At 62.7% G+C, this 24,025-nt stretch carries 24 protein-coding genes and 1 tRNA gene; 7 read left to right on the plus strand and 18 right to left on the minus strand.

The window, feature by feature from the left end; translation table 11 throughout:
- Positions 1–84: 84 nt before the first annotated feature.
- On the minus strand, positions 85–915 hold the full coding sequence (locus NCT32_RS09330; protein WP_061120958.1) for an undecaprenyl-diphosphate phosphatase: 831 nt from the start codon (positions 913–915) through the stop codon (positions 85–87).
- 565 nt (positions 916–1,480) lie between these two features.
- On the opposite strand from NCT32_RS09330, the gene NCT32_RS09335 reads away from it, so the two are divergent.
- From NCT32_RS09335 to NCT32_RS09345, 3 genes are all read left to right on the plus strand, one after another.
- The gene (locus tag NCT32_RS09335) at positions 1,481–2,410 is read left to right on the plus strand and encodes an aldose epimerase (RefSeq protein WP_061120959.1); all 930 of its coding nucleotides are present in this window, start codon (positions 1,481–1,483) and stop codon (positions 2,408–2,410) included.
- A 135-nt stretch (positions 2,411–2,545) separates the two neighbouring features.
- Positions 2,546–3,238 carry a peptidoglycan DD-metalloendopeptidase family protein gene (locus tag NCT32_RS09340; protein WP_061120960.1) on the plus strand — a complete coding sequence of 231 codons (693 nt, stop codon included), beginning with the start codon at positions 2,546–2,548 and terminating at the stop codon, positions 3,236–3,238.
- A 30-nt stretch (positions 3,239–3,268) separates the two neighbouring features.
- The gene (locus tag NCT32_RS09345) at positions 3,269–3,589 is read left to right on the plus strand and encodes a hypothetical protein (RefSeq protein WP_061120961.1); all 321 of its coding nucleotides are present in this window, start codon (positions 3,269–3,271) and stop codon (positions 3,587–3,589) included.
- Positions 3,590–3,620: 31 nt separating this feature from the next.
- Here the strand turns inward: NCT32_RS09345 and NCT32_RS09350 are convergent, their stop codons facing one another.
- From NCT32_RS09350 to NCT32_RS09360, 3 genes are all read right to left on the minus strand, one after another.
- On the minus strand, positions 3,621–3,764 hold the full coding sequence (locus NCT32_RS09350; RefSeq protein ID WP_250476861.1) for a hypothetical protein: 144 nt from the start codon (positions 3,762–3,764) through the stop codon (positions 3,621–3,623).
- 230 nt (positions 3,765–3,994) lie between these two features.
- Positions 3,995–4,168, minus strand: coding sequence for a hypothetical protein (locus NCT32_RS09355; RefSeq protein ID WP_250490108.1), 174 nt, complete (start codon positions 4,166–4,168; stop codon positions 3,995–3,997).
- A gap of 70 nt (positions 4,169–4,238) precedes the next feature.
- Positions 4,239–4,315 (minus strand) — tRNA-Pro (locus tag NCT32_RS09360).
- Between the two features lie 106 nt (positions 4,316–4,421).
- Between NCT32_RS09360 and NCT32_RS09365 the strand changes: the two genes are divergently transcribed.
- Both NCT32_RS09365 and NCT32_RS09370 read left to right on the plus strand, forming a co-directional pair.
- A complete protein-coding gene (locus NCT32_RS09365; RefSeq protein WP_061120962.1) occupies positions 4,422–4,880 on the plus strand; it encodes a histidine phosphatase family protein in 459 nt (152 codons plus the stop codon).
- 141 nt (positions 4,881–5,021) lie between these two features.
- A complete protein-coding gene (locus NCT32_RS09370; protein ID WP_061120963.1) occupies positions 5,022–5,846 on the plus strand; it encodes a GNAT family N-acetyltransferase in 825 nt (274 codons plus the stop codon).
- A 55-nt stretch (positions 5,847–5,901) separates the two neighbouring features.
- Here the strand turns inward: NCT32_RS09370 and ppx are convergent, their stop codons facing one another.
- Complete coding sequence (gene ppx / locus NCT32_RS09375; RefSeq protein ID WP_061120964.1) at positions 5,902–7,413, minus strand: exopolyphosphatase; 1,512 nt, start codon at positions 7,411–7,413, stop codon at positions 5,902–5,904.
- 251 nt (positions 7,414–7,664) lie between these two features.
- On the opposite strand from ppx, the gene ppk1 reads away from it, so the two are divergent.
- Complete coding sequence (gene ppk1, locus NCT32_RS09380) at positions 7,665–9,728, plus strand: polyphosphate kinase 1 (protein WP_061120965.1); 2,064 nt, start codon at positions 7,665–7,667, stop codon at positions 9,726–9,728.
- 80 nt (positions 9,729–9,808) lie between these two features.
- Here ppk1 and phoR read toward each other — a convergent pair whose 3' ends face one another.
- The 11 genes from phoR to NCT32_RS09435 form a co-directional block, all read right to left on the minus strand.
- Positions 9,809–11,122 carry a phosphate regulon sensor histidine kinase PhoR gene (gene phoR, locus NCT32_RS09385; RefSeq protein ID WP_061120966.1) on the minus strand — a complete coding sequence of 438 codons (1,314 nt, stop codon included), beginning with the start codon at positions 11,120–11,122 and terminating at the stop codon, positions 9,809–9,811.
- A gap of 63 nt (positions 11,123–11,185) precedes the next feature.
- Positions 11,186–11,887 (minus strand): phosphate regulon transcriptional regulator PhoB, encoded by a 702-nt coding sequence (gene phoB, locus NCT32_RS09390; protein ID WP_061120967.1) that lies wholly within the window; start codon positions 11,885–11,887, stop codon positions 11,186–11,188.
- Between the two features lie 49 nt (positions 11,888–11,936).
- Positions 11,937–12,641, minus strand: a complete 705-nt coding sequence (gene phoU / locus NCT32_RS09395; RefSeq protein WP_061120968.1) for a phosphate signaling complex protein PhoU — start codon at positions 12,639–12,641, stop codon at positions 11,937–11,939.
- A 38-nt stretch (positions 12,642–12,679) separates the two neighbouring features.
- Positions 12,680–13,555: a phosphate ABC transporter ATP-binding protein PstB gene (gene pstB / locus NCT32_RS09400; protein WP_061120969.1), complete on the minus strand. Its 876-nt coding sequence runs from the start codon at positions 13,553–13,555 to the stop codon at positions 12,680–12,682.
- Positions 13,556–13,570: 15 nt separating this feature from the next.
- Positions 13,571–14,458 carry a phosphate ABC transporter permease PstA gene (gene pstA, locus NCT32_RS09405; RefSeq protein WP_061120970.1) on the minus strand — a complete coding sequence of 296 codons (888 nt, stop codon included), beginning with the start codon at positions 14,456–14,458 and terminating at the stop codon, positions 13,571–13,573.
- Positions 14,458–15,441 (minus strand): phosphate ABC transporter permease PstC, encoded by a 984-nt coding sequence (gene pstC / locus NCT32_RS09410; RefSeq protein WP_061120971.1) that lies wholly within the window; start codon positions 15,439–15,441, stop codon positions 14,458–14,460. The genes pstA and pstC overlap by 1 nt, the downstream gene beginning before the upstream one ends.
- 125 nt (positions 15,442–15,566) lie before the next feature.
- Positions 15,567–16,598, minus strand: coding sequence for a phosphate ABC transporter substrate-binding protein PstS (gene pstS, locus NCT32_RS09415; protein ID WP_061120972.1), 1,032 nt, complete (start codon positions 16,596–16,598; stop codon positions 15,567–15,569).
- A gap of 222 nt (positions 16,599–16,820) precedes the next feature.
- A complete protein-coding gene (glmM, locus tag NCT32_RS09420; protein ID WP_061120973.1) occupies positions 16,821–18,182 on the minus strand; it encodes a phosphoglucosamine mutase in 1,362 nt (453 codons plus the stop codon).
- A gap of 115 nt (positions 18,183–18,297) precedes the next feature.
- Entirely contained in the window at positions 18,298–19,170 is an 873-nt protein-coding gene (gene folP / locus NCT32_RS09425; protein WP_061120974.1) for a dihydropteroate synthase, read from the minus strand.
- Between the two features lie 198 nt (positions 19,171–19,368).
- On the minus strand, positions 19,369–21,255 hold the full coding sequence (gene ftsH, locus NCT32_RS09430) for an ATP-dependent zinc metalloprotease FtsH (protein ID WP_061120975.1): 1,887 nt from the start codon (positions 21,253–21,255) through the stop codon (positions 19,369–19,371).
- Positions 21,256–21,440: 185 nt separating this feature from the next.
- Entirely contained in the window at positions 21,441–22,103 is a 663-nt protein-coding gene (locus tag NCT32_RS09435) for an RlmE family RNA methyltransferase (protein WP_061120976.1), read from the minus strand.
- Positions 22,104–22,386: 283 nt separating this feature from the next.
- Here NCT32_RS09435 and NCT32_RS09440 point away from each other — a divergent pair, with 283 nt between their 5' ends.
- Entirely contained in the window at positions 22,387–22,923 is a 537-nt protein-coding gene (locus NCT32_RS09440; RefSeq protein ID WP_061120977.1) for a YhbY family RNA-binding protein, read from the plus strand.
- Between the two features lie 57 nt (positions 22,924–22,980).
- Here the strand turns inward: NCT32_RS09440 and NCT32_RS09445 are convergent, their stop codons facing one another.
- Both NCT32_RS09445 and greA read right to left on the minus strand, forming a co-directional pair.
- On the minus strand, positions 22,981–23,496 hold the full coding sequence (locus NCT32_RS09445) for a DUF4149 domain-containing protein (RefSeq protein WP_061120978.1): 516 nt from the start codon (positions 23,494–23,496) through the stop codon (positions 22,981–22,983).
- Positions 23,496–23,972 (minus strand): transcription elongation factor GreA, encoded by a 477-nt coding sequence (gene greA / locus NCT32_RS09450; RefSeq protein WP_061120979.1) that lies wholly within the window; start codon positions 23,970–23,972, stop codon positions 23,496–23,498. Before greA ends, NCT32_RS09445 begins: the two co-directional genes overlap by 1 nt.
- Positions 23,973–24,025: the final 53 nt, after the last annotated feature.

Below are 24,025 nucleotides of genomic sequence, written 5' to 3' on the forward strand. Positions count from 1 at the left end.
GCGCGGCAATGCAGAAAAAAGCAGCCGCTGATCAGAAGAGATCGCGATTTTACCTCATTCGCCGCTTCGCTAGTCCCGAGTTCGTCACACCGGCTGCGGATGCATCGTGAACCAGCCGAGGAAGAAAACGCCCGCGATCACGCAATACACACCGAACGACGCGAGCTTGCCGTGCCCTTCGAAGTAGCGCATCAGAAAACGCACGCTGAGATACGCCGCGATGCCGGTCAGCACGCCGCCCAGCAGCGAATCGGCCAGTTGCCCCGGCGCATGAAAGAGCTTCGGCAATTCGAGCACGCCCGCCGCGAAGATGATCGGCGTGCCGAGCAGAAACGAGAATTCCGCTGCAGCCTGCGCCGTGAGGCCCGCGCCCACGCCCGCGATCATCGTCAGACCGCTGCGCGAAAAACCCGGAATCAGCGCGCCGATCTGCGCAAGGCCCACCAGAAACGCTTGCTTGAACGTGAGCTTCTCGGGTGCTCGTGTCGCGCGGCTTCTCTGCAAACGGTCGCCCAGCCACAGGAGCACGCCATTGACGATCAACGCCGCCGCGACGATCCGCAAATCGTGAAAAATTGCCTCGAGCCGCTTTTCGAGCACCAGCCCGACGATACACGTCGGAATCGTGCCGATGATGAGCGCCCACATCATGTGGCCCTCGTCGTTCTTGCGGCCGCCGAGCGACGCGAAAAAGCCGCGGATCAGCGCGATCCAGCGCGTGCGGAAATACCATAGCAGCGCGATGGCCGTGCCGAGGTGCAACGCGACCAGAAACGGCAGCAGTTGCGGCGCATGCTTGTCGATATGCATGCCGATCAGCCCGGGAACGAGCAAGGTGTGCCCGAGACTGCTGACCGGAAAGAGTTCGGTCACGCCCTGGAGCACGCTCAAGAATACGAGAAACCACAGAGTCACGCGTCGGTCCTTTTTTGAGGAGGAAGAAGGACGCGCCGTGCAGTTCCATCCCTCGCATCACGCGAAGCCGAACGAGGCAGGGGGATATTGGAACAGGAAGGAAAAGCCGATACGGCGCGCAAACGGGACCGATTATGCCGGGGGGGAAATCGAGCGCCAAGCGCAAACCGCACACAAATTGCACCGACAGTCAATCGTCGGGAAAACGAAGAATGATCGCAAGCGGACTACAGGCTATACGAAAGAAAGCGCGCGCAGGTAGCACTGCGCGGCGTTGCGGACCGCGTTACCCGTCAGGCCGTCAGCTTGTAGAGGAAGACTGCCGTGCTCGCGCCGAAGAGGCCGAACATCGCGACGCCCATTGCCATCGCCAGATCCATGGTTGCTCCTTGTCCGTCTGATTCCTAACACTGGAAGCATATAACAACATATTGCATAAGCCTTGCTTAGTCGCAACTTCCCGCAAAGGGTTTTTCCGGACGGAATTCCAAGGCAGAATCGTCGGGTCGAGCCGCGCCGGATCGCCGTGCGCGGCGCCTCGCCATTCAACGGAGCGCCTGCCATCATGTCACCGGAAATTGACGTCATCGAAATCGAGCGCGACGGCGCCGCCATCCAGCTCGCTCCGCAGGCGGGCGGGCGGCTCATGACCTGGCGCGTCGGTGGCGATGCGGTCCTGCACTGGCCCACGGGACCCAACGGACCCAATGGACCCAACGGACCCGACTGGTCCAATCCGGCCAAGATCCGCGGCGGCAATCCGCTGCTCTTCCCGTTTCTCGGGCGTCATTTCGTCGACGGCGAGATCGGCAAATGGCGCGACCCTGAAGGCGTCGTGCATGCGCTGCCGACCCACGGCTTCGCGCGCAACCTGCCCTTCTCCTGGACGCGCGATGCGGACGGGCACGGCCTGCGCATGACGCTCGTCGACAGCGACGCGACCCGCGACGGCTATCCGTTCGCATTTCGCTTCGAGGCGGCATACCGCATCGTCGACGGCAATACGCTCGAAGTCGAACTCACGACGTCGAATCCGGGCGAAGTCGCGCTGCCCTACTACGCCGGGCATCACTTCTACTTCCATCTGCCGCACGGGCAGCGCGCCGAGAGCAGCGTGGAGCTGCCGCACACCGAACGGCGCCGGCAACTCGCGGACGGCTCGATCAGCGAAGCCGAGCCCGGGCTGCCGCGCTATTCGCTCGCTGACCCGAGCATCGTCGATACGTTTCACTGCCTCACGCAACAGTCCGACGAACCCATGTTGCTCAAGCTGCCGGGCCTTAAGCGCACGATCGCCTTCGAACTGCAGCAGCCGGACTCCGTGCCGTGGTACGCGGTGACGACCTGGACCGAATCGGACACCTCGGACTTCTATTGCGTCGAGCCGTGGATCGGCCTGCCCGACGCCATTCACAATGGCCGCGGCCTGCGCTGGCTCGCGCCGGGCAAGACCGAGACGGCATCGCTCAGGCTCGCCGTCACGCACGGCGAGTAAGGCGAACGGCGCCGACGCAAGGCCGCACGCGGCGTCTTTCTGTTCGGGGAAACCCGAGACGGTAAAATCCTGCCTTTTGATTCGCCGTGCGACTGTGCTGCGCACTTCTCGCGGCGGTGCTTTACGAGGTCAGGTTTGCAAAAAAGAATTCGACGGCTCGTCTGCGCATCGCTCGTCGCAGCGTTGGCCGCGTGTGGAACGGGGCCGGTCGCGCCGGGCTTTTATCGCGTGGAGCGTGGCGACACCGTGTCGAAGATCGCGCGCGAGAATCGCACCACGGTCTCGAACATCAAGCGCTGGAACGGCCTCACGAATCCCGACGCCATCGAGGTCGGACAAGTGCTGCGCATCGCGCCGCCGGCGGGCAGCGCGGCTGCGGCGGGCTCATCGAGTGCGGGAGCGGGCGGCAGCGCGAAGAGCGATGCCGGCGCGCAGGCTTCGTCGCAGAACAAGGCGGGACCGGGCGTAACGCTCGTCTGGCCGGCGCAGGGCAGCATCATCCGCGGCTTCGACGGCAAGAACTCGAAGGGCATCGATATTGCCAACGTGGCGGGCACGCCCGTCGTGGCTGCCGCCACCGGCAGTGTCGTCTACGCGGGCAACGGCCTGCGCGGCTACGGCAACATGCTGATCGTCAAGCACGACGATGATTATCTGACTGCCTACGCCCACAATCGGGCGCTGCTGGTAAAGGAAGGCCAGACCGTGCAACAGGGCCAGCAAATTGCCGAAATGGGCGATACCGACAGCGACCGCACGATGCTGCATTTCGAAGTGCGCTACATGGGCCGCTCGACGGACCCGGCGCGCTATCTACCGCCGCGTTAAGAAGTCCGGCGGACGTTACGAGGAAGATTGATGAGATTGACGATGAGGATGAACACGGCCGCGCTCGGCGCGGCGCTGGCCTTGACCGGCGCACTCGCCGGATGCGCGCACACGGCGACGATGACCTACCTGCCTTCGGGCGACACGGGCTTCGCGATCAACTGCAGCGGCAGCGATGCGAGCACGACCTGGGCAGCCTGCTACAAGCAGGCGGGCGAAATGTGCGGGGCGTACGGTTACGACGTGGTGTCGAAGGACGCCGACACCGGCGCGACCGCGGGTGGTTCCGTCGGCGGAATTTTCGGGGCGAACATCAAGAATCGCTCGATGGTGATCCGCTGCAAACAGTGATGCCTCGGCGAGCAGTGCGACGCGCCGGCCGTCACGCGTCAGCCGCGTCGTCCTTCGGCTTCTTCGCGCCCGGCGTGCGCCAATGTCCCGACAGCGGATCGATATGCGCCGCAAACGCAACGAGCGATCCGACCGCGAGCGGTGCGACGGCAGCGAAAACCCAGAGCAGATCCATGACAGATACACTTTGAAACACGTTCGCCCGATGATACTCGTCCGGCAATTGTTCCGCTCGAAGGAACCTTCTGAAAACGTGTGACAGGTAGCATTTGCCGCAACCGGCGCATCCGGCGGCGTCGTGCACACAGTCATGACACGGCGTGTGCTTTTGATACCGGCGCCAGCCCGCGCAAGATGTCCGCGCGAACAGTCAGCGCGGGTCATCAGAAGCCCCGATGTTGGCGCTTATTGAGGCTTGACCGGATCGGTGATCATCGACGGCGGGGTCATGTCCGTCGGCACGCCCTTGTAGTCGGGCGGATCTTGCGGTTCGTGCTTCTGATGAGAACTGTCGGCGCAGGCGGCGAGGCCGAACGCGACGAGTGCAATGCAGACAACGGCGGAAACGATGCGCGGCATGAGACTCCCGAACGAGCGTCGAAAAGACAAAGGGGCTACAAGCCGTAACTTGTAACCCCTTCGTGTATCGTGGTCGGAGCGAAAGGATTCGAACCTTCGACCCTCTGATCCCAAATCAGATGCGCTACCAGGCTGCGCTACGCTCCGAGAAGCCGCAGATTGTAACGTGCCCGGCGCGCGTTCGCAACGGAAAACGCGGGCACGCATCTTTCTGCTTCGTCCGAGAGCGAACCTCATCATCCGGAGACACCCCATGAACCTCATACTCTGGCGTCACGCCGAAGCGGAAGATCAGGCGTCGAGCGATCTCGCGCGGCAACTCACGTCGCGCGGACGCAAGCAGGCGCAAGGCATCGCGAAATGGTTGAAGGCGCGCATCGACGATGACGCCGTCTTGCTCGCCAGTCCCGCGACGCGAACGATCCAGACGGCCGAGGCCTTCGGCGACCGCTATCGCGTTATCGACGCGCTCGCGCCGGGCAACGGCGCGCAGGCCGTGCTCGATGCGGCCGGCTGGCCGGAGGGCGTCGCGGAGACGGTCGTCGTGATCGGGCATCAGCCGACGCTCGGCCGCGTCGCCGCCCTCCTCATGACCGGCCACGAATCGGAATGGTCGATCAAGAAGGCCGGCATCTGGTGGTTCCAGGGCCGCACGCGCAGCGGCGACGGCCACGTCGTGCTGCGCGCGGTGGTCAATCCCGATCTGCTTTGAGCGCGGCAGCGGCGGCGCAAGCTCGCGTTCATGCGCGTGTCGTTTCATCGAAACGTCATTGCGATGCCATGCGAGCGTCACCGTGCATTACTACATTGGCGAGGACTTGAAGCCACAGCCACGTCCTGTCGAGGAACGCCAATGCAAGATTTGCCGACGCCCTTCCTGCAACTCGGAGCGTCATCGCTCTCGCTCGATTCGCGCCGCCACCTTCCGCGTCCGTCCGAAACCGTCACGGGCCGCGAGCGCCTGCAAGTGGCGTGGGCGCGTGACGAAGACGCGCTACGCGACGCGCAGCGCCTGCGCTACCGCGTGTTCTCCGAAGAAATGGGCGCGCATCTGTCCGGCCCCGCGGGCCTCGACGTCGATGCCTTCGACGCCTATTGCGATCACCTGCTCGTGCGCGATCTCGACACGCTGCAGGTCGTGGGCACGTATCGCGTGCTGCCGCCGCATCAGGCCGCGCGCATCGGCCGTCTGTACGCCGAAAGCGAGTTCGACGTGTCGCGCCTGACGCATCTGCGGCCGAAGCTCGTCGAAGTGGGCCGCTCGTGCGTGCATCCGGACTATCGCAACGGCGCGGTGATCATGTCGCTGTGGGGCGGCCTCGCCGCGTACATGATGCAAAACGGCTATGAAACGATGCTCGGCTGCGCGAGCGTCGGCATGATCGACGGCGGGCATTACGCCGCGAATCTCTATACCTCGCTGCCGGCCAATGCGCTCACGGCGCCCGAATACCGCGCCTTTGCGCACACGCCGCTGCCCGTCGAGGAACTGCGCACGGGCGCGACCGTGAGCCCGCCGCCGCTCGTGAAAGGTTATCTGCGCCTGGGCGCGAAGATCTGCGGCGCACCCGCCTGGGATCCCGACTTCAACACCGCCGACTTCCTCACCCTCTTCCGTCTCTCCGATATCAACGCGCGTTATGCGCGGCACTTCATCGGCGACATGCAGGGACGCTGAAGCCCCGAAACGAAGAGGCCCCGCTCGACGGGGCCTTCTCATTCTCATCGCGGCATCAGTCGCCCGTGTAGACCACGCGATACGGCCGGCCGATCTTCTCCCATTCCATCGCTTCCTGAACGAGGCTGTAATCGGTGAGCGGATTGTTCGTCACCCACTCGTTGGGCACATGTACTTCGAAACCGCCGCGCGCTTTCTTCACCTCGATGCCGGGCAGCCCGACATCCGTGCGGCGGCGCGACAGCAACGCCGCGAGGCGCAGGCAGAAGAGCAACGTCCACTCGATGTCGCGCGACTGCGCGAGCTTGCCGAGCTTGCCCGCATGCCCGAGGACGAGCGTGGCGAGACGCGCCTGATCGGTGCGCGAGAAGCCGGGCATGTCGGCGTTGCTCGCGATATACGCCGAATGCTTGTGATAGGCGCTATGCGCGATCGACAAGCCGATCTCGTGCAGCGCCGCCGCCCACGCGAGGAACATGCGATTTTCCTCGCGCACGTCCTCGTCGGGTTCGTCGAGCTGATCGTAGAAGCTGATCGCCAGTTCGCCGATGCGCTCGGCCTGCGCGGCATCGACGCCATAACGGCGCTTGAAGCCTTCGACCGTCACCGTGCGCATATCCTGATGCTGTGAGCGCCCGAGCAGGTCGTACAGCACGCCGAGACGCAGCGCGGCGTCGGTCGTGTCGGCGTATTCGATGCCCAGCTCCTCGAACACGCCGAGCATGATCGACAAGCCGCCCGCCAGCACCGGCACGCGATCGGCTTTCAGCGCGACGAGCTTTAGCCGGTTCACGTTCTCGGCCTTGATGAGCGCGCGCTTCAGTTTCTCCAGGCCGCCGCGCGAGATGCCGTGCGTGATGCCTTCGTCATTGAAACCGTTCGCCTCGATCAATTCCGCGAGCGCGCGCGCCGTACCCGACGAGCCGATCGCCTGATCCCAGCCGGTGCCCTTGTATTCGCTCGAAATAATCTGGATTTCGCGTTTGGCGGCGAGTTCCGCCTGACGCATCGTGTATTCGTCGACGTTGCCCGCCGGAAAAAACTGGCGGCTATGGCTCACGCAGCCGATATAGAGGCTTTCCATGTGAATCGGCGTGTAATGCGAGCCGATGATGAACTCCGTCGAGCCGCCGCCGATATCGACCACGAGCCGCTTGCCCGCGCTCGCGGGCACCGAGTGCGCCGCGCCCGCGTAGATGAGGCGCGCTTCCTCGCGCCCCGCGATCACTTCGATCGGAAAACCGAGCGCGGCTTCCGCCTCGACGAGAAAATCGTGCGCGTTCTTCGCGACCCGCAGTGTGTTAGTGGCGACGGCCCGCACGTGATCGGGATGGAAATCGCGCAGGCGTTCGCCGAAACGCTTCAGGGCCTCCCAGCCGCGCACCTGCGACGCGCGATCGAGCAGCTTGTCCTTGGACAGGCCGCCGCCGAGCCGCACGGGTTCGCGCAGCGCGTCGACCTGATAGATCTGGCTGCCCGCGGGCGTTTCCTCGACCCGTCCCACGATCAACCGGAAGCTGTTCGATCCGAGGTCGACGGCGGCAAGTAGATGGGGATGTGTGACCATCGGATATCCAGAGTCGTGAAGTGGGGAAAGGCACTGTCACAGCGGCGCTGTTGCAGCGCACGAATTCTATTCTATGCCGACGCGGCCCACGGCCCTCGCCGCTCGTTCGGAACCGCGCGTTTGCGCTAGCGACGCTATTCGCAATGTGAGTAGAATTTGTGACAATCGTTCTGTCATAAAAAACACATGATACTGTGAGAGCATCCGAGAGTTCCCTTGCCCATCTGATCGAGACACCTTCCCTCCCTCCGATGTCCATACGCTATCCGCTATTCAACCGCGAACTGGGCATATTAGGTTTCAACGAGCGCGTCCTCGCGCAAGCCGCCGACACGACCGTTCCCCTGTTGGAACGCCTGCGCTTCATCTGCATCACCAGCAGTAACCTCGACGAATTCTTCGAAGTCCGCATGGCGGGTCTGCAGGAGCAGATGCGCGACAACCCCGGCTCGCTGTCGCCGGACGGCATGTCGCTGCAGCACGTCTACGACCTCGTCTCGGAGCGCGCGCAGCGTCTCGTGCGCCAGCAATACTCGATGCTGCACGACATCGTGCTGCCCGCACTCGAAATGGAAGGCATCTATTTCCACGGCGCGGAAGACTGGACCGAGCAGCAGACCGCATGGGCGCGCGAATACTTTCACAGCGAATTGCTGCCGGTGCTCACACCGATCGGGCTCGATCCCGCGCACCCGTTCCCGCGCGTGCTGAACAAGAGCCTGAACTTCGTCGTCGAGCTGGAGGGCACCGACGCCTTCGGCCGGCAGGCGATGATGGGCATCGTCCAGGCGCCGCGCGCGTTGCCGCGCCTCGTGCGCATGCCCGAAGCGCTGTCGGGGTATCCGCATGGTTTCGTGCTGCTGAGTTCGTTCATGCAGCACTTCGTGAACGACCTGTTCCCGCATCTCGTCGTGCGCAGCTGCAATCAGTTTCGCATTACGCGCAACAGCGAGCTCTTCGTCGACGAGGACGAAATCACCAATCTGCGCGTCGCGCTGCAGGGCGAATTGCCAGCGCGGCATCTGGGCAACGCGGTGCGTCTCGAAGTGTCGGCGGAAACGCCCCCGCATCTCGTGCGGCGCCTCCTCGACGAAGGTCAGTTGAGCGAACGCGATCTGTATCGCGTGAACGGGCCGGTCAATCTCGTGCGCCTCATGCAGTTGCCCGAGATGGTCGACCGGCCGGACCTCAAGTTCGTGCCGCATATCCCTTCCGTGCCGAAGGCGATCGCGAACACGTCGAATCTTTTCGATGCGGTCGATCAGGGCGATATCCTGCTGCATCATCCGTACGAGAGCTTTCAGCCGGTGCTGGAGTTGCTGCTTCAGGCGGCGAAGGACCCGCAGGTCGTCGCAATCAAGCAGACCATCTATCGCACGGGCACCGATTCGCCGCTGATGGACGCGCTCATGCAGGCCGCGCGCAATGGCAAGGAAGTGACCGTCGTCGTCGAGCTGCTCGCGCGTTTCGACGAGGAGACGAACATCAATTGGGCGTCACAGCTCGAAGCCGTGGGCGCGCATGTCGTGTATGGCGTGGTCGGCCACAAGTGCCACGCGAAGATGATGCTGATCGTGCGGCGTGTGTCGCAAGGCGGCAAGCTCGTGCTGAAGCGTTACGCGCATCTGGGCACGGGCAACTATCATCCGCGCACGGCGCGTCTCTATACCGACTTCGGCCTGATGACTTCCGATCAGGAGATGTGCGAGGACGTGCATCACGTGTTTCAGCAACTGACGGGCATCGGCGGCGAGATTGCGCTCAATCAGCTATGGCAATCGCCGTTCACGCTGCATGCGAAGCTCATCGAAGCGATTCGCGCCGAGGCCGAGCATGCGCGCGCGGGGCGGCGTGCGCGCATCGTCGCGAAGATGAATGCGTTGCTCGAGCCTACCGTCATTGCCGCGCTTTACGAGGCGTCGCATGCGGGCGTAAAGATCGATCTGATCGTGCGTGGTGTGTGTTCGCTCAAGCCGGGTGTGGAGGATCTGTCGGAGAACATCACGGTCCGGTCGATCGTCGGGCGCTTTCTCGAACACCATCGCATCTTCTATTTCTATGCGAACGGCAAGGAAGATGTGTTTCTTTCGAGCGCCGACTGGATGGATCGCAACTTCTTCAGACGCGTGGAAGTGGCGTTTCCGATACGCGATCGGAGGCTGAAGCGGCGCGTAATTGCCGAAGGGTTGTCGGTGTGTCTCGGTGACAATCAATCGGCGTGGGTGATGCAAAGCGATGGGCACTATCGCAAGCGTCGGCCTGGCAAGGCTATTCGCAACGCCCAGTTGGGGTTGCTTGCGAAGTTTTGCGCCTGATTTTATTTGCTTTCGCTTTCGCCGGATCCCGATGTCTTATGGGTATCCGACGAAAGCGAAAGCAAAAAACCAGAAGCCCCTCACGCGGCCAGCGACTTCCTCAACGCTGTCCGCGACCCAGGAAACCGCACGATGAACATGCTCCCCTTCCCCACCTCGCTCTTCACATCGAGCTCGGCATTGTGCCGTTGCAACACATGCTTGACGATGGCGAGCCCGAGCCCCGTGCCGCCCGTATCCCGCGACCGGCTACGATCCACGCGATAGAAACGCTCGGTCAAACGCGGGATATGCTCCGCCGGAATGCCGAGCCCACTGTCTCGCACGGTGAACACCGCGCGCTCCTTCAATCGCTGCCACGTCACTTCGATCGTTCCGCCATCCGGCGTATAACGCACCGCGTTCGTCACGAGGTTGCCGAGCGCGCTCATCACTTCCGTCTCCGCGCCCGCGATGGTCAGCGCATCGTCGCAATGGAACGTGATGCGATGCCGCCCGTTCGACAGATTGTTCGCATCGTCTTCCAGGTGGCGCATCACGGCACGCATGTCGAGCAGCTCTTCGCCAGGCGGACGCATGTCGCCTTCCAGATTGGCGAGCACGAGCAGATCCCGCACGATGTTCTGCATGCGCGACGCCTGCTGCTCCATCATGTCGAGATAGCGCCTGCGGTCGGCTTCGTCGAGCGGCAGCTCGCGCATCGTTTCGAGAAAGCCGGAGAGCACCGTGAGCGGCGTTTTCAGTTCATGCGAGACGTTGGCGACGAAGTCGCGTCGCATCGAATCCGTGCGCTCCAGCTCGGTGATGTCCTGCGTGAGAATCAGCTTGCGATGATCGCCATACGGAAACACCTGCACCGACACCGTGTATTTGCGGCTCACGCCCATGCCGCGCATCACGAGCATCTCTTCGTAGTGGTGCGCGTTCAGGTAGCGAACGAAATCCGGATGACGCACGAGATGCGTGATGTGCTGGCGCAAGTCGCGCTTTGCATCGAGCCCGAAGTGCTTCTCGGCGATCGCGTTGCACCACTCGATCTGGTCGTGATCGTCGAGCATCGCCACACCGTTCGGTGACGCCTGGATCGCCTGAATGAAGCGCGCATGCTGTTGCTCGACCTGGCGCACTTGCGCGTGCCAGCGCTTCGCGAGCTTGTGCAGGCGGTAGTAGATTTCGCCCCAGATGCCGAGCGCGCTCGGCACTTCGCCGTAGACCGGCGCTTCGAGCAGACGCCACAGGCGCTGCATGTGATAGGTGACGAAGAAACCTTGCACGACGAGCATGAGCACCGCGAAGGCGAGTGCGACCCGCACGCCCGCGAATGCGCCGATCGCGACGCAGAGCGCGGCGAGCAGCGCGAGGGACACGATCGCACGCGTCCAGATGATGTTCATGTTGTCGGCGAGTCTGAGTGACGTTGATGCGGAACGTTGAAGCGGACGACGCTGAACCCGGACTCAGGCGCTCTTCGCAAGCCGGTATCCGCTGCCGCGCACCGTTTCGATCATAGCATCGCAGCCCGCCGGCTTGAGCGCGGCGCGCAGACGCTTGATGTGCACATCGACCGTGCGCTCTTCGACGAATACGTGATCGCCCCACACCTGATCCAGCAGTTGCGTGCGGCTGTGCACGCGCTCCGGATGCGTCATGAAGAAATGCAGCAGCCGGAACTCGGTCGGGCCGAGATCGAGCTTGATGTCGTTGCCCGAATGACTCGCCGCCACGCGATGCGTCGCCGGATCGAGGCGCAGGCCGTTGATCGCGACCACGTCTTCCGTCAGCTGCGGCGCGCGGCGGCGCAGAACCGCCTTGATGCGCGCCATCAGTTCCTTCGGCGAGAACGGCTTCGTGACGTAATCATCCGCGCCGATCTCGAGGCCGAGCACCTTGTCCTGCTCGTCGCCGCGCGCGGTCAGCATGATGATCGGGATGTGCTTCGTGCGCTCGTTGTTGCGCAGTTCGCGCGCGAACGATATGCCCGACTTGCCGGGCAACATCCAGTCGAGCAGCACGAGATCGGGCAGCACGTCGCTGATCAGGTTTTGCGCCTGCTCCGCGTTGTACGCGCGAATCGGGCAATGTCCCGCATGTTGAAGATTCACCGAAATCAGCTCGGAGATCGCGGGTTCGTCTTCGACGACGAGGATACTGCTGGGCATCGGCACCTCTTGACCTTTTGCTTGAGTTAAAACGATTGCGCGCGGCCGATCAGCTGAGCGCCTCGCGCTCGAGCTGGTCGCGCGAGACATGGCGCACGTCCGTGCCCTTCACGATATAGATGATGAACTCGGCGATGTTCTTCGCGTGATCGCCGATGCGCTCCACCGCCTTCGCGATGAACAGATAGTCGAGGCCCGCGGAGATCGTGCGCGGATCTTCCATCATGTAGGTCACGAGCTTGCGCACGAAGGCGCGGAATTCGTCGTCGATGGCCTTGTCGTCGCGCACGATCTGCGCGGCGGCCACCGTGTCCAGACGCGCGAACGCATCGAGCGCGCGGCGCAGGATCGACACCGCCATCTCGCCCGAAAGCTTGATCTCGGCGATGTTCACCGTGCGGCCCGCGCCGTCTTCGTTGATGCGCTTCACGCGCTTGGCGATCTTCTCGGCTTCGTCGCCGGCGCGCTCGAGATTCGTGATCGTCTTCGAGATCGCCATGAGCAGACGCAGGTCGCGCGCAGCCGGCTGACGGCGCGCGATGATGTTGCTGCACTCCTCGTCGATCTCGACTTCCATCGTGTTCAGGCGCGCTTCGGCCGCGATCACCTGATCCGCGATGCCGATATCGAATTCGTTCAGCGCCTGCATCGCGTTGATAATCTGCGACTCGACCAGACCGCCCATTTCCAGCACTTTCGACGACACCGCGTTGAGGTCGGCGTCGAACTGGCTCGAGAGATGTTTATCGGACATGTATGCTCCTTATGCCTTTCTGTTGACCTGGCTGACGTTCAGCCGAAGCGGCCCGTGATGTAGTCTTCCGTTTCCTTGCGGGCCGGCTTGATGAAGATTTTTTCGGTATCGCCGAACTCGATCAATTCACCGAGGTACATATAGGCAGTGTAGTCCGAACAACGCGCCGCCTGCTGCATGTTGTGCGTGACGATGACAACCGTGTAATCGCTTTTCAGTTCGGCGATCAGCTCTTCTATGCGCCCCGTCGAAATCGGGTCGAGCGCGGAGCAAGGCTCGTCGAGCAGCAGCACTTCCGGGCGGATCGCGATGCCGCGCGCGATGCAAAGACGCTGCTGCTGGCCGCCCGACAGACCGTAGCCGCTCTGTTGCAGCTTGTCCTTCACTTCGGTCCAGAGCGCGGCCTTGGTGAGCGCCCATTCCACGCGATCGTCCATCTCCGAGCGCGAAAGCTGCTCGAACATCTTCACGCCGAACGCGATGTTGTCGTAGATCGACATCGGGAACGGCGTGGGCTTCTGGAACACCATGCCCACGCGCGCGCGCAACAGCGAAATGTCACGCGTGGTGTCGAGCAGGTTCGCGCCGTCCATCAGGATTTCGCCTTCGGCGCGCTGCTCCGGATAGAGCGCGTACATCTTGTTGAACGTGCGCAGCAGCGTGGACTTGCCGCAACCCGAAGGACCGATGAAGGCCGTCACCTTCTTCTCCGGAATACGCAGGTTGATGTTCTTAAGCGCGTGATACTTGTTGTAGAAGAAGTTGAGGTTCTTCACCTCGATCTTCGGCTTGATGGAATCGGCAGGCTGCGAAGCATGCGTCGGACGCACGCTGCCCGGCACCGGGCCGCGCTCGACCGGCGCTGCTTCAACCTTCGAATTCAGGTGGTTGACACCACTTTCGACCATATTCATGGAATCACTCCGCCCTTATTTCTTCGAGAAGATCGCACGCGCCAGGATATTCAGACCCAGCACGCCGAGCGTAATCAGGAACACACCGGCCCACGCGAGCGATTGCCACTGCGGGAACGGACTCATCGCGAACTTGTAGATCGTCACCGGCAGGTTTGCCACCGGCTGATTCATGTCCCACGAGAAAAATTGATTCGACAGCGCCGTGAAGAGCAGCGGCGCGGTTTCGCCGGCGATACGCGCGATCGCCAGCAGCACGCCTGTCACGATGCCGCCGACCGACGCCTTCAGCGTGATCGACATCACCATCTTCCACTTCGGCGTGCCGAGTGCGAACGCGGCTTCGCGCAGTGCGTTAGGCACGAGCTTCAGCATGTTCTCGGTCGTGCGGATGACGATCGGAATCTGCAGCAGAGCCAGCGCGATCACCCCGGCCCAGCCCGAGAAGCGGCCCGCCTTGGCCACCACGAGCGCATACACGAACAGACCGACGACGATCGAGGGCGCCGACAGCAGAATGTCGTTGATGAAGCGCGTCACGCTCGCGAGCCAGCGCTTCTGGCCGTATTCCGCGAGATACACGCCCGCAAGGATGCCGAGCGGCGTGCCGACGCACGTCGCGAGGAGGACGAGCATCAGCGAGCCGACGATCGCATTGGCGAGACCGCCGCCATCGGTGTTCGGCGGCGGCGTCGATTGCGTGAAGAGATCGATCGACAAACCGCCGATGCCGAGCCTGAGCGTCGTATAGAGAATCCAGATGAGCCAGACGAGGCCGAAGGCCATCGCGGCGAGGGAAAGCGTCAGCGCGACTGCGTTGGTGGCGCGGCGACGCCTTTGCAGCTTCTTGCGCGTGGCCTGCACGCGGTCCGGGTCGTGACTGAAGGTAGCGGGACGGCTCATTATTTACGACCCTCCCCGCGTTCCATGCGAAGCAGCATCAGCTTCGAGAGCGCGAGCACGAAGAACGTGATCACGAAAAGGATCAAACCGAGTTCCATCAGCGCCGAGGTATGCAGGCCCGGGCTCGCTTCCGCGAACTCGTTGGCGAGCGCGGAAGTGATGCTGTTACCGGGCGAAAAGAGCGATACGTTGTCGAGCAGGTTCGTATTGCCGATGACGAACGTGACGGCCATCGTCTCCCCGAGTGCGCGGCCGAGGCCGAGCATGACGCCGCCGATCACACCGGCGCGCGTGTAGGGCAGCACGATCTTCCACATCACTTCCCAGGTCGTGCAGCCGATGCCGTACGCCGATTCCTTCAGCAGGACAGGCGTGACTTCGAATACGTCGCGCATCACGGAGGCGATGTACGGGATGATCATGATCGCGAGAATCACGCCCGCGCACAGGATGCCGATGCCGATCGGCGCGCCCTGGAAGAACATGCCAATGACGGGCACATCACCGAGCAGATGGCCGAGCGGCTTCTCGAAGTATTGCGCGAAGATCGGCGCGAACACGAGCAAGCCCCACATGCCGTAGACGATCGACGGAATCGCCGCGAGCAGCTCGATCGCGACGCCCAGCGGCCGGCGCAGCCATGCGGGCGACAGCTCCGTCAGGAAAAGCGCGATGCCGAAGCTCACCGGCACGGCGATGATGAGCGCAATGATCGAGGTCGCAACGGTGCCGTAGATCGGCACGAGCGCGCCGAACAATTCGCTGGGCGGATCCCACTCCGAGCGCCAGAGGAACGAGAAGCCGAATTTCTGGATGGTCGGCATCGACGCGACGATCAGCGAAACGATGATGCCGCCAAGCAGAAGCAGCGTGATGACGGCCGCGAGCCGTGTCACGCCGCCGAAAATGATGTCACCGATACGGCTCGGCGCGCGCTGTGTCTGCGCCGCCGGCACTGCCGACGCTAAGTTGGTGTCCGACATGGCAACCTTGGTTTCGCTACGTGTCAGACCGCGCGGCGGCGTTACGGCCAGCCGCGCGGCTTTCCTTGTTACTGACCGTCCAAGCTTGAGAAGCTTAGGACAGTTTCCAGCTATGAGTACTGCGCTTACTCAGCAACGGACTTGCCCGACGCATCCTTGACCTTCGCCTTCCATTGCGTCTTGATTTCGGCGACGACCGAATCCGGCAGCGAGATGTAATCGAGATCGCTCGCAGCCTGGCCGCCGTTCTTGAACGCCCAGTCGAAGAACTTCAGCGTTTCCGTGCCTTGTTGCGGCTTCTCCTGCGTCGCGTGCAGCAGCACGAAGGTTGCGCCGACGATCGGCCATGCGTTCTGGCCCGGCTCGTTCGTCAGGATCTGGTAAAACGACTTCGACCAGTCCGCACCGGCGGCCGCCGCCTTGAACGTGTCCGTCTTCGGCTCGACGACCGTGCCGGCCGAATTCTTCATGCCGACGTAGGTCATCTTGTTCTGCTTCGCGTACGCCCACTCGACGTAGCCGATCGCACCCGGCAGACGCTGCACGAAGGCCGCGACGCCGTCGTTGCCCTTGCCGCCCGTGCCCGTCGGCCAGTTCACCGTCGAGCCTTCGCCGACCTTCGACTTCCACTCGGTGTTGACCTTCGACAGGTAGTTCGTCCAGATGAAGCTGGTGCCCGAGCCGTCGGCACGACGGACCACGGCGATGTCCGTATCCGGCAGCTTGACCTTGGGATTCAGCGCGGCGATCGCCGGGTCGTTCCACTTCTTGATCTTGCCGAGGTAGATGTCGCCGAGCACCTGACCCGACAGCGTCACTTCACCGGCCTTCACGCCCGGCACGTTGATCACCGGCACGACGCCGCCAACCACCGTCGGGAACTGGAACAGGCCGTCCTTCGCGAGTTCTTCATCTTTCAGCGGAGCGTCAGAGCCCGCGAAATCCACCGTCTTCGCGATGATTTGCTTGATACCGCCCGACGAGCCGATGCCTTGGTAGTTCACCTTGCCGCCGCCGGTTTTCTGGTAGGCGTCCGCCCACTTGGTGTAGATCGGAGCTGCGAAGGTAGAACCCGCGCCGGTGATGTCGGCGGCTTGCGCGGAGATGGCGAACAGGGCGCCAATTACGCCGGCCAGCGCGGTTTGCATCAATTTCATTGAAACCTCCAGGGTTATGAGCGTGTGTCGTGTATGCGTGTGAGACGACAACGCGAAATATAGGAGGAGTCTGTGACAGTAATATGACTTTTCGTGAAGCCACCGTGTCATTCGCCTTACGCCTTGAAAGTTAGATCACGCTCGACTTGTCAAGGTGCCGGCGCAAATAAAAAAGCGGGCCGCGGCCCGCTTTCAGCGATGATGACGAACTTCAGTAAACGCCTACGAAGTCGCCTCTTTCACGACTTGCGCAATCGTTTCCGCATAGCGAACCGCATCCTTCTGCGCCGACGCTTCAACCATCACGCGCAAGACCGGTTCGGTTCCCGATGCGCGAATCAAGACCCGGCCGTGCGATTCGAGGGAACGCTCGGCTTGCTCGACCGCGCGGCGGATCGCGTCGCTGCCTTTCCAGTCCGCGCCCGCCTTCATGCGCACGTTGATGAGCTTCTGCGGGAACAGGCTCACGCCGTGCAGCAATTCGGCAAGCGACTTGCCGCTGCGCTGGATCGCCGCCAGAACGAGAAGCGCCGAGACGATGCCGTCGCCGGTCGAGTGACGGTCGAGCGACAGGATGTGACCCGAACCTTCTGCGCCCAGCAGCCAGCCGTTTTCGCGGAGCTTCTCGAGCACGTAACGGTCGCCGACCGCGGCCCGCACGAACTGCACGCCGGCTTCCTTCAGCGCCACTTCGACGGCCATGTTGGTCATCAGCGTGCCGACGGCGCCCTCCACTTTTCCGTCGGTCGCGATGCGGTCCTTGACCAGCACGTAGAGCAATTCATCGCCGTTGAAGAGACGGCCGGTCGAATCGACGATCTGCAAGCGGTCCGCGTCGCCATCGAGTGCGATGCCGAGGTCGGCCTTGTGCTCCAGCACGGCGCGCACGAGCGCGTCGGGCGCGGTCGCACCGCAGCCATCGTTGATGTTGAAGCCGTTGGGCGACACCCCGATCGACACGACTTCCGCGCCGAGTTCGTGGAACACGTGCGGTGCGACGTCGTACGCGGCGCCGTGCGCGCAATCGACGACGAGCTTCAGCCCGCGCAGGTCGAAGCTCGCGGGGAAGGTGCTCTTGCAGAACTCGATGTAACGCCCGCCGGCGTCGTCAAGACGCCGCGCCTTGCCCAGACGTTCGGACGGCGCGCATTCCATCGGTTGCTCGAGTTGGCGCTCGATGTCGAGCTCGACTTCGTCGGGCAGCTTGTTGCCGTCCGCGGAGAAGAACTTGATGCCGTTGTCGTCATACGGATTGTGCGACGCGCTGATCACGACGCCCGCTGACAAGCGCAGCGCCCGCGTCAGGTATGCGACGCCGGGCGTGGGCATCGGGCCGGCCAGCATGACATCGACGCCCGCCGCCGAAAAACCCGACTCCAGCGCGGCTTCGAGCATGTAGCCCGACACGCGCGTGTCCTTGCCGATCAGCACCGTCGGACGATTGCCTTTTTTTTGCTGGGCGCGGTCCGCGCCCGCCAGCACCTTGCCGGCCGCGTAGCCGAGCTTGAGTACGAAGTCCGGCGTGATCGGCGCGACGCCTACGCGTCCGCGGATGCCGTCCGTTCCAAAGTATTGACGTGTCATTGTTGCTTGACCCTCCTCGCGGCCGTATGGCGCTTGTCATCGGACCGCGATTTCTAGTTGATGAATTCTATAGACGCGCGCCTGCGCCTAACTTCCTGATGAATGAGGCCAGGTGTCAATGATGCCCATTCCTGGCGGCATTCTTTGTGGCCTGCCAGACTTTCAGCGCATCGACGGTCTCCGCGACATCGTGCACGCGGATAATCGCCGCACCCCGTTCGGCCGCGCAGACTGCGCCCGCGACGCTTGCCGCGAGCCGCTCGCCGGCGCCGCGTCCGGTGACCGCGCCGAGCATCGATTTCCGGGACATGCCTGCGAGCAACGGGAAGTCCGTCCCTGCTGGCAACGTGGCCGTGATGTGCGCGAGCAACGCGTAATTATGCTCGACCGTCTTTCCGAACCCGAAGCCCGGATCGAAACTGACGCGCGATGCAGCGATGGCCGCGTGCGCGAGCGCAGCGACGCGCTCCGCGAAGAACGCGCGCACGTCGGCGACGACGTCGTCGTACACGGGATCGTGAAGCTGCATCGTGCGCGGCTCGCCGAGCATATGCATCACGCACAGTCCGCAGTTACTGTCTTTGACGGCATCCAGCGCGCCTTCCCGACGCAAGCCCCAGATATCGTTGATCATGTCCGCGCCGGCCTCGAGCGCGGCACGCATTACGGCAGGCTTATAGGTATCGACGGAGAGCGGCACCTGCATGGCGCGCAGCGCCTCGACGATCGGCACGACGCGCTGCAGTTCCTCCTCGAGCGGCACGGGCGGCGCGCCCGGACGCGTGGATTCGCCGCCGATGTCGATCATGTCGGCGCCATCGGCAAGCATCTGCTCGGCGCGTGCGAGCGCGGCATCGCGCGACACGAAGCGGCCGCCGTCGGAGAACGAATCCGGCGTAACGTTGAGAATGCCCATGACGAGCGGGCGCTCGAAGGTCAACATGAAGCGGCCGCACTGGAGCGGCGCTGCTGGAAGCGGGGAAGACATTGGTGTGGTCGAAGCGAGTGGGAGCGAAGCAGAGATCAGGATTGGCGGACGGGCTGTCGCAAGGCGTCTGGCCTGAATTCAGTTCGAGGCGAATCGGCGTCGCGCGGCGCTACGTTCAGCATCTCATTAAAACTGTGCCGAGAAGTGAAAATGGGCCGGCGTGCAAAGCACACCGGCCCATGAACGGACGCAGGGAACTTAGGCCGTTGCCGGCGCGTTGCCCGGTTTGACCTCGGTGCCGCTGCTGCCACCCGGCGGCGTATCGCCCGACGGAGGCGGCAGATTCTTCGGCGGACGCGGCGGACGATCCGACATGATGTCGCTGATCTGCTCCGCGTCGATGGTTTCCCACTCGAGGAGCGCCTTGGTCATCGCTTCAACCCTGTCGCGGTTGTCTTCCAGCAGCTTACGGGCGAGCGCGTATTGTTCGTCCAGGATGCGGCGGATTTCCGCATCGACCTTCTGCTGCGTGGCTTCGGACACCGTCTTCGAGCCGAGCTTGCCGAACATGCCGTCCGGTTCGGTGTCGACGTAGACCATCGTGCCGAGCACATCCGACATCCCGTAACGCGTGACCATGTCGCGTGCCATCTTGGTTGCGCGTTCGAAGTCGTTCGAAGCGCCGGTCGACATCGAGTTCAGGAAAACTTCTTCTGCTGCGCGACCGCCGAACAGGATTGCGATTTCCTCGAGCATCTTGTCGCGATACAGGTTCACACGGTCATGCTCCGGCAACTGCCAGGTGACACCAAGCGCCCAGCCACGCGGCATGATCGTGACCTTGTGAACCGGATCGGCATGCGGAAGCAACTTCGCCACCACCGCGTGACCGGACTCGTGATAGGCCGTATTGCGACGCTCTTCCTCACGCATGACCGCCGACTTGCGCTCCGGACCCATGAAGATCTTGTCCTTCGCATCCTCGAAGTCCTGCATTTCGACGATGCGCTTGCCGCGGCGCGCCGCGAACAGCGCAGCTTCGTTCACGAGATTCGCCAGGTCAGCGCCCGAGAAACCCGGCGTGCCGCGTGCGATGACCGATGCGTCCACGTCGTTCGCGATCGGCACCTTGCGCAGATGCACCTTCATGATGTGCTCGCGACCGCGGATATCCGGCAGACCGACATACACCTGACGGTCGAAGCGGCCCGGGCGGAGCAGCGCTTTGTCGAGCACGTCCGAACGGTTCGTTGCCGCGATTACGATGACGCCCGAGTTCGCCTCAAAGCCATCCATTTCGACGAGCATCTGATTCAGTGTCTGCTCGCGCTCGTCGTTGCCGCCACCCATACCGGCGCCGCGATGGCGACCGACCGCGTCGATTTCGTCGATGAACACGATACACGGCGCGTGCTTCTTCGCCTGCTCGAACATGTCGCGCACACGGGCCGCACCGACACCGACGAACATTTCGACAAAATCAGAGCCCGAGATGCTGAAGAACGGAACCTTCGCTTCGCCCGCGATGGCGCGTGCGAGCAGCGTCTTGCCGGTACCCGGAGGGCCGACCAACAGCACGCCGCGTGGTATGCGCCCGCCCAGCTTCTGGAATTTCTGCGGATCGCGCAGGAAGTCCACCAGTTCCGACACTTCTTCCTTGGCTTCGTCGCAGCCCGCGACGTCGGTAAAATTGATTGCGTTGTTGTTCTCGTCGATCAGTCGCGCTCGCGACTTCCCGAATGAAAACGCCCCGCCTTTGCCGCCCCCCTGCATCTGCCTCATCATGTAGAACCAGAATCCGATGATCAGGATCGTGGGCCCGAGGTAGTACAGCGCGGAGACGAGCGCATTCGGTTCATCGTCAGCCTTGCCGCTGACCTGAACGCCATATTTCATCAAATCGCCGACCATCCAGATGTCGCCGGGCGACACGATCTGGTATTTCTGGCCGTCCGCCGGAGTGACCGTGAGATTGCGGCCCTGAACGGTAACGTTCTTCACTTTGCCGTTCTTCGCGTCGTCCATGAACTGCGAATAAGACACACCTTCCTGGACGCGGGGCTTATCGAACTGCTTGAACACCGTAAACAGCACCAGTGCGATCACGAGCCACACTGCCGCTTTAGAGAACATATTGTTGTTCAAAGCACCACTCCTCACTCATAGACGGGCGCCTACATAAACCTTGCGACGCCACCAAAGCATTCTAATCCAGACCGCTAACCCCTGCCATAAGGTTTATCTACCGCACAAATAGCGGCTGACCCGTAATTTTCGGCATAATCCGCGCAAATATCGCAGAAATTCGCCAAATTAGCGGAGCGGGCCTTTCAGTTCGGGTGCTTGAGCCGCCGCCCGAGAATAAAAGTCTCCGACGATTTGTCACGGGAGGCCTTGGGCTTGCGCGGCGCCACCACTTTGAACTGGTGCTTGAACTTTTCGACGATCTGACTGTAACCGCTGCCATGAAAACATTTGACCAGCAGCGCACCTTCCGGTTTCAGATGGTTCTGCGCGAACTCCAGCGCCAGATCGCAGAGATGCTCGATGCGCGCGGCATCCGCACTCGCTACGCCAGAGAGGTTGGGGGCCATGTCCGAGATTACAAGGTCCACTTGCCGCTCCCCCACGATTTCATCGAGTTGGGCGAGCACTTCGTCCTCGCGGAAGTCGCCCTGAATGAACGTGACGTCCGCAATCGGCTCCATCGGAAGGATATCGAGCGCGATGATCGTCCCGTCGATACCGCCCTCGCGCTCGACGTCCCGCTTCGCGCCCTGCGCGAGCTTGTTGCGCGCGTACTGGCTCCAGCTTCCGGGCGTCGAGCCGAGATCGACGATCACCTGCCCCGGCTTGATGAGCTTGTCCTGCTCGTCGATCTCCTTAAGCTTGTACGCGGCGCGCGCGCGATAGCCTTCGCGCTGCGCCATCTTCACGTAGGGATCGTTGATGTGGTCATGCAACCACGATTGATTAAAACGGTTCTTTGCCATTCAAACTGAGCTCATGTGGCGCGCTGACAGCGCGCCCGGTGCGTATTTTGCTGCATCGCGCGATGCTTTTAGCGGATAATACGCGTCTTGTCGGCCGGACCGGCCCTCGGACGCTTACGTGCGCCGTACCCGGCATCCGGCCTGTTCTGTTTCTGGTGGGCGATGGCGCGATCGATGCGCCGCAGATCCGGCGCGAAGCCATGCGCTTTCGCTTCAGCGTGTTCAAACCGCCTCGCGAGCGTACCTCACGCCGCCCACATTTTAGTCGAGTCCCAAATTTCACATGCCAGCTCTTAAACTCTCCCCCGCCGAGCGCGCCGATCTGCGTTCCCAGGCCCATGCGCTCAAGCCCGTCGTGCTCGTCGGCGCGGAGGGTCTGACCGATGCCGTGCTGAAAGAGATCAACGTGCACCTCGAAGCGCACCAGCTCATCAAAGTCCGCGTGTTCGGCGACGAACGCGAAACGCGTGTCGGGATCTACGACGAAATCTGCGATCGCCTGAACGCCGCGCCCATCCAGCATATCGGCAAGCTGCTCGTGATCTGGAGACCTGAAGGCGCCGCGCCGAAAAGTCGCGCCACCCGCACGCGCAGCACGATGCCGCCGAGCGCAGGCGAAGCCGCCGACCGCCCGACCAGGGGCCGTGCGCCGCGCGTCGTCAAGGCAGTGAAAATCACGCGTGACGCGCCTGCCTTCAAGAAGCCGAAAAAGCAGACGCTGAAGGTGCTGGGTAATGAACGCGTCACCGCTGGTGGCAACGTGAAGCGCGCGAAAAAGCGTCAGACCAGCTCGAAACGCCAGCATCAGGACGTGAAGTGATCGAACGGCGCGTGCGATTCCACTTCAACGCACGCGCCGCCCTGTAACGAATGCGATTCAGCTTCGCGCCCGCTTCGCCGCCACCTTGGCCGAATTTTTCTTCGGCACGATCTTGGCCGGCGCCGCATCCGGCAGGCGCCACACCAGCGCAATGCCGAAGAGGCATTCGATCACATAGATCGCGCTCGATATGCCGTGCAGTATCCCGAACTCCTTCGCATACGGCGAACTCGCGAGATCGGTGCCCGCTTCCTGCGCTGCCATGCGTAGCGAGTTCATGAACGGCTGCAGCGCGAAGTAGCCGACCAGCACGCAGAGAAGCATCACCGCGACGATCCACCGAACGCGCTTGTAGTCGACGATGCCGCTTTTCACAAAGCGATTGCCGATCAGAATGAGCACGAGCGCACTGACCACGCCGATGATCGCCTCGATCCGGAAGAGTTGCGCCGCTACCGAGCCCGCCGACGTGCGGTCGAGCATCGAAAAGAGGACGGGCGCGGCGACGAAGCCCAGGGTCAGCAAGCTGCCGACCCAGACCATGCTGATGGTGCGAAAGAGCCGGTGCTCCATCAGACGTAACGCACTGCAATGATTTCATACTCGCGCGCGCCGCTCGGAGCCTGCACCGACGCCACGTCGCCTTCCGATTTCGCGATGAGCGCGCGCGCGATCGGCGAGCTCACCGAAATGAGACCGTGATCGATATTCGCTTCGTCATCGCCGACGATCTGATACGTCACCATGTCGCCCGACTCCAGGTCCTCCAGCTCGACCGTCGCGCCGAACACCACGCGACCTTCGGCCTCGACCTGCGTCGGGTCGATCACTTGCGCGGCAGCGAGCTTCGACTCGATCTCAGCGATGCGGCCCTCGATGAAACCCTGCTTTTCCTTCGCGGCATCGTATTCCGCGTTTTCCGACAAGTCGCCTTGCGCGCGGGCCTCCGCGATCGCGTTGATGACCGCCGGACGCTCCACGGCCTTCAGGCGCTGCAATTCGTCGCGCAGCAACTCCGCGCCGCGCTTCGTCAAAGGAATCGTGCTCATAGACCACTCACAAACAATTTCGTCAAAAAAATTACCGCGGTTAAGCGCATCTC

It is taken from the genome of Caballeronia sp. INML2, assembly GCF_023631365.1.
Lineage (GTDB): Bacteria > Pseudomonadota > Gammaproteobacteria > Burkholderiales > Burkholderiaceae > Caballeronia > Caballeronia turbans.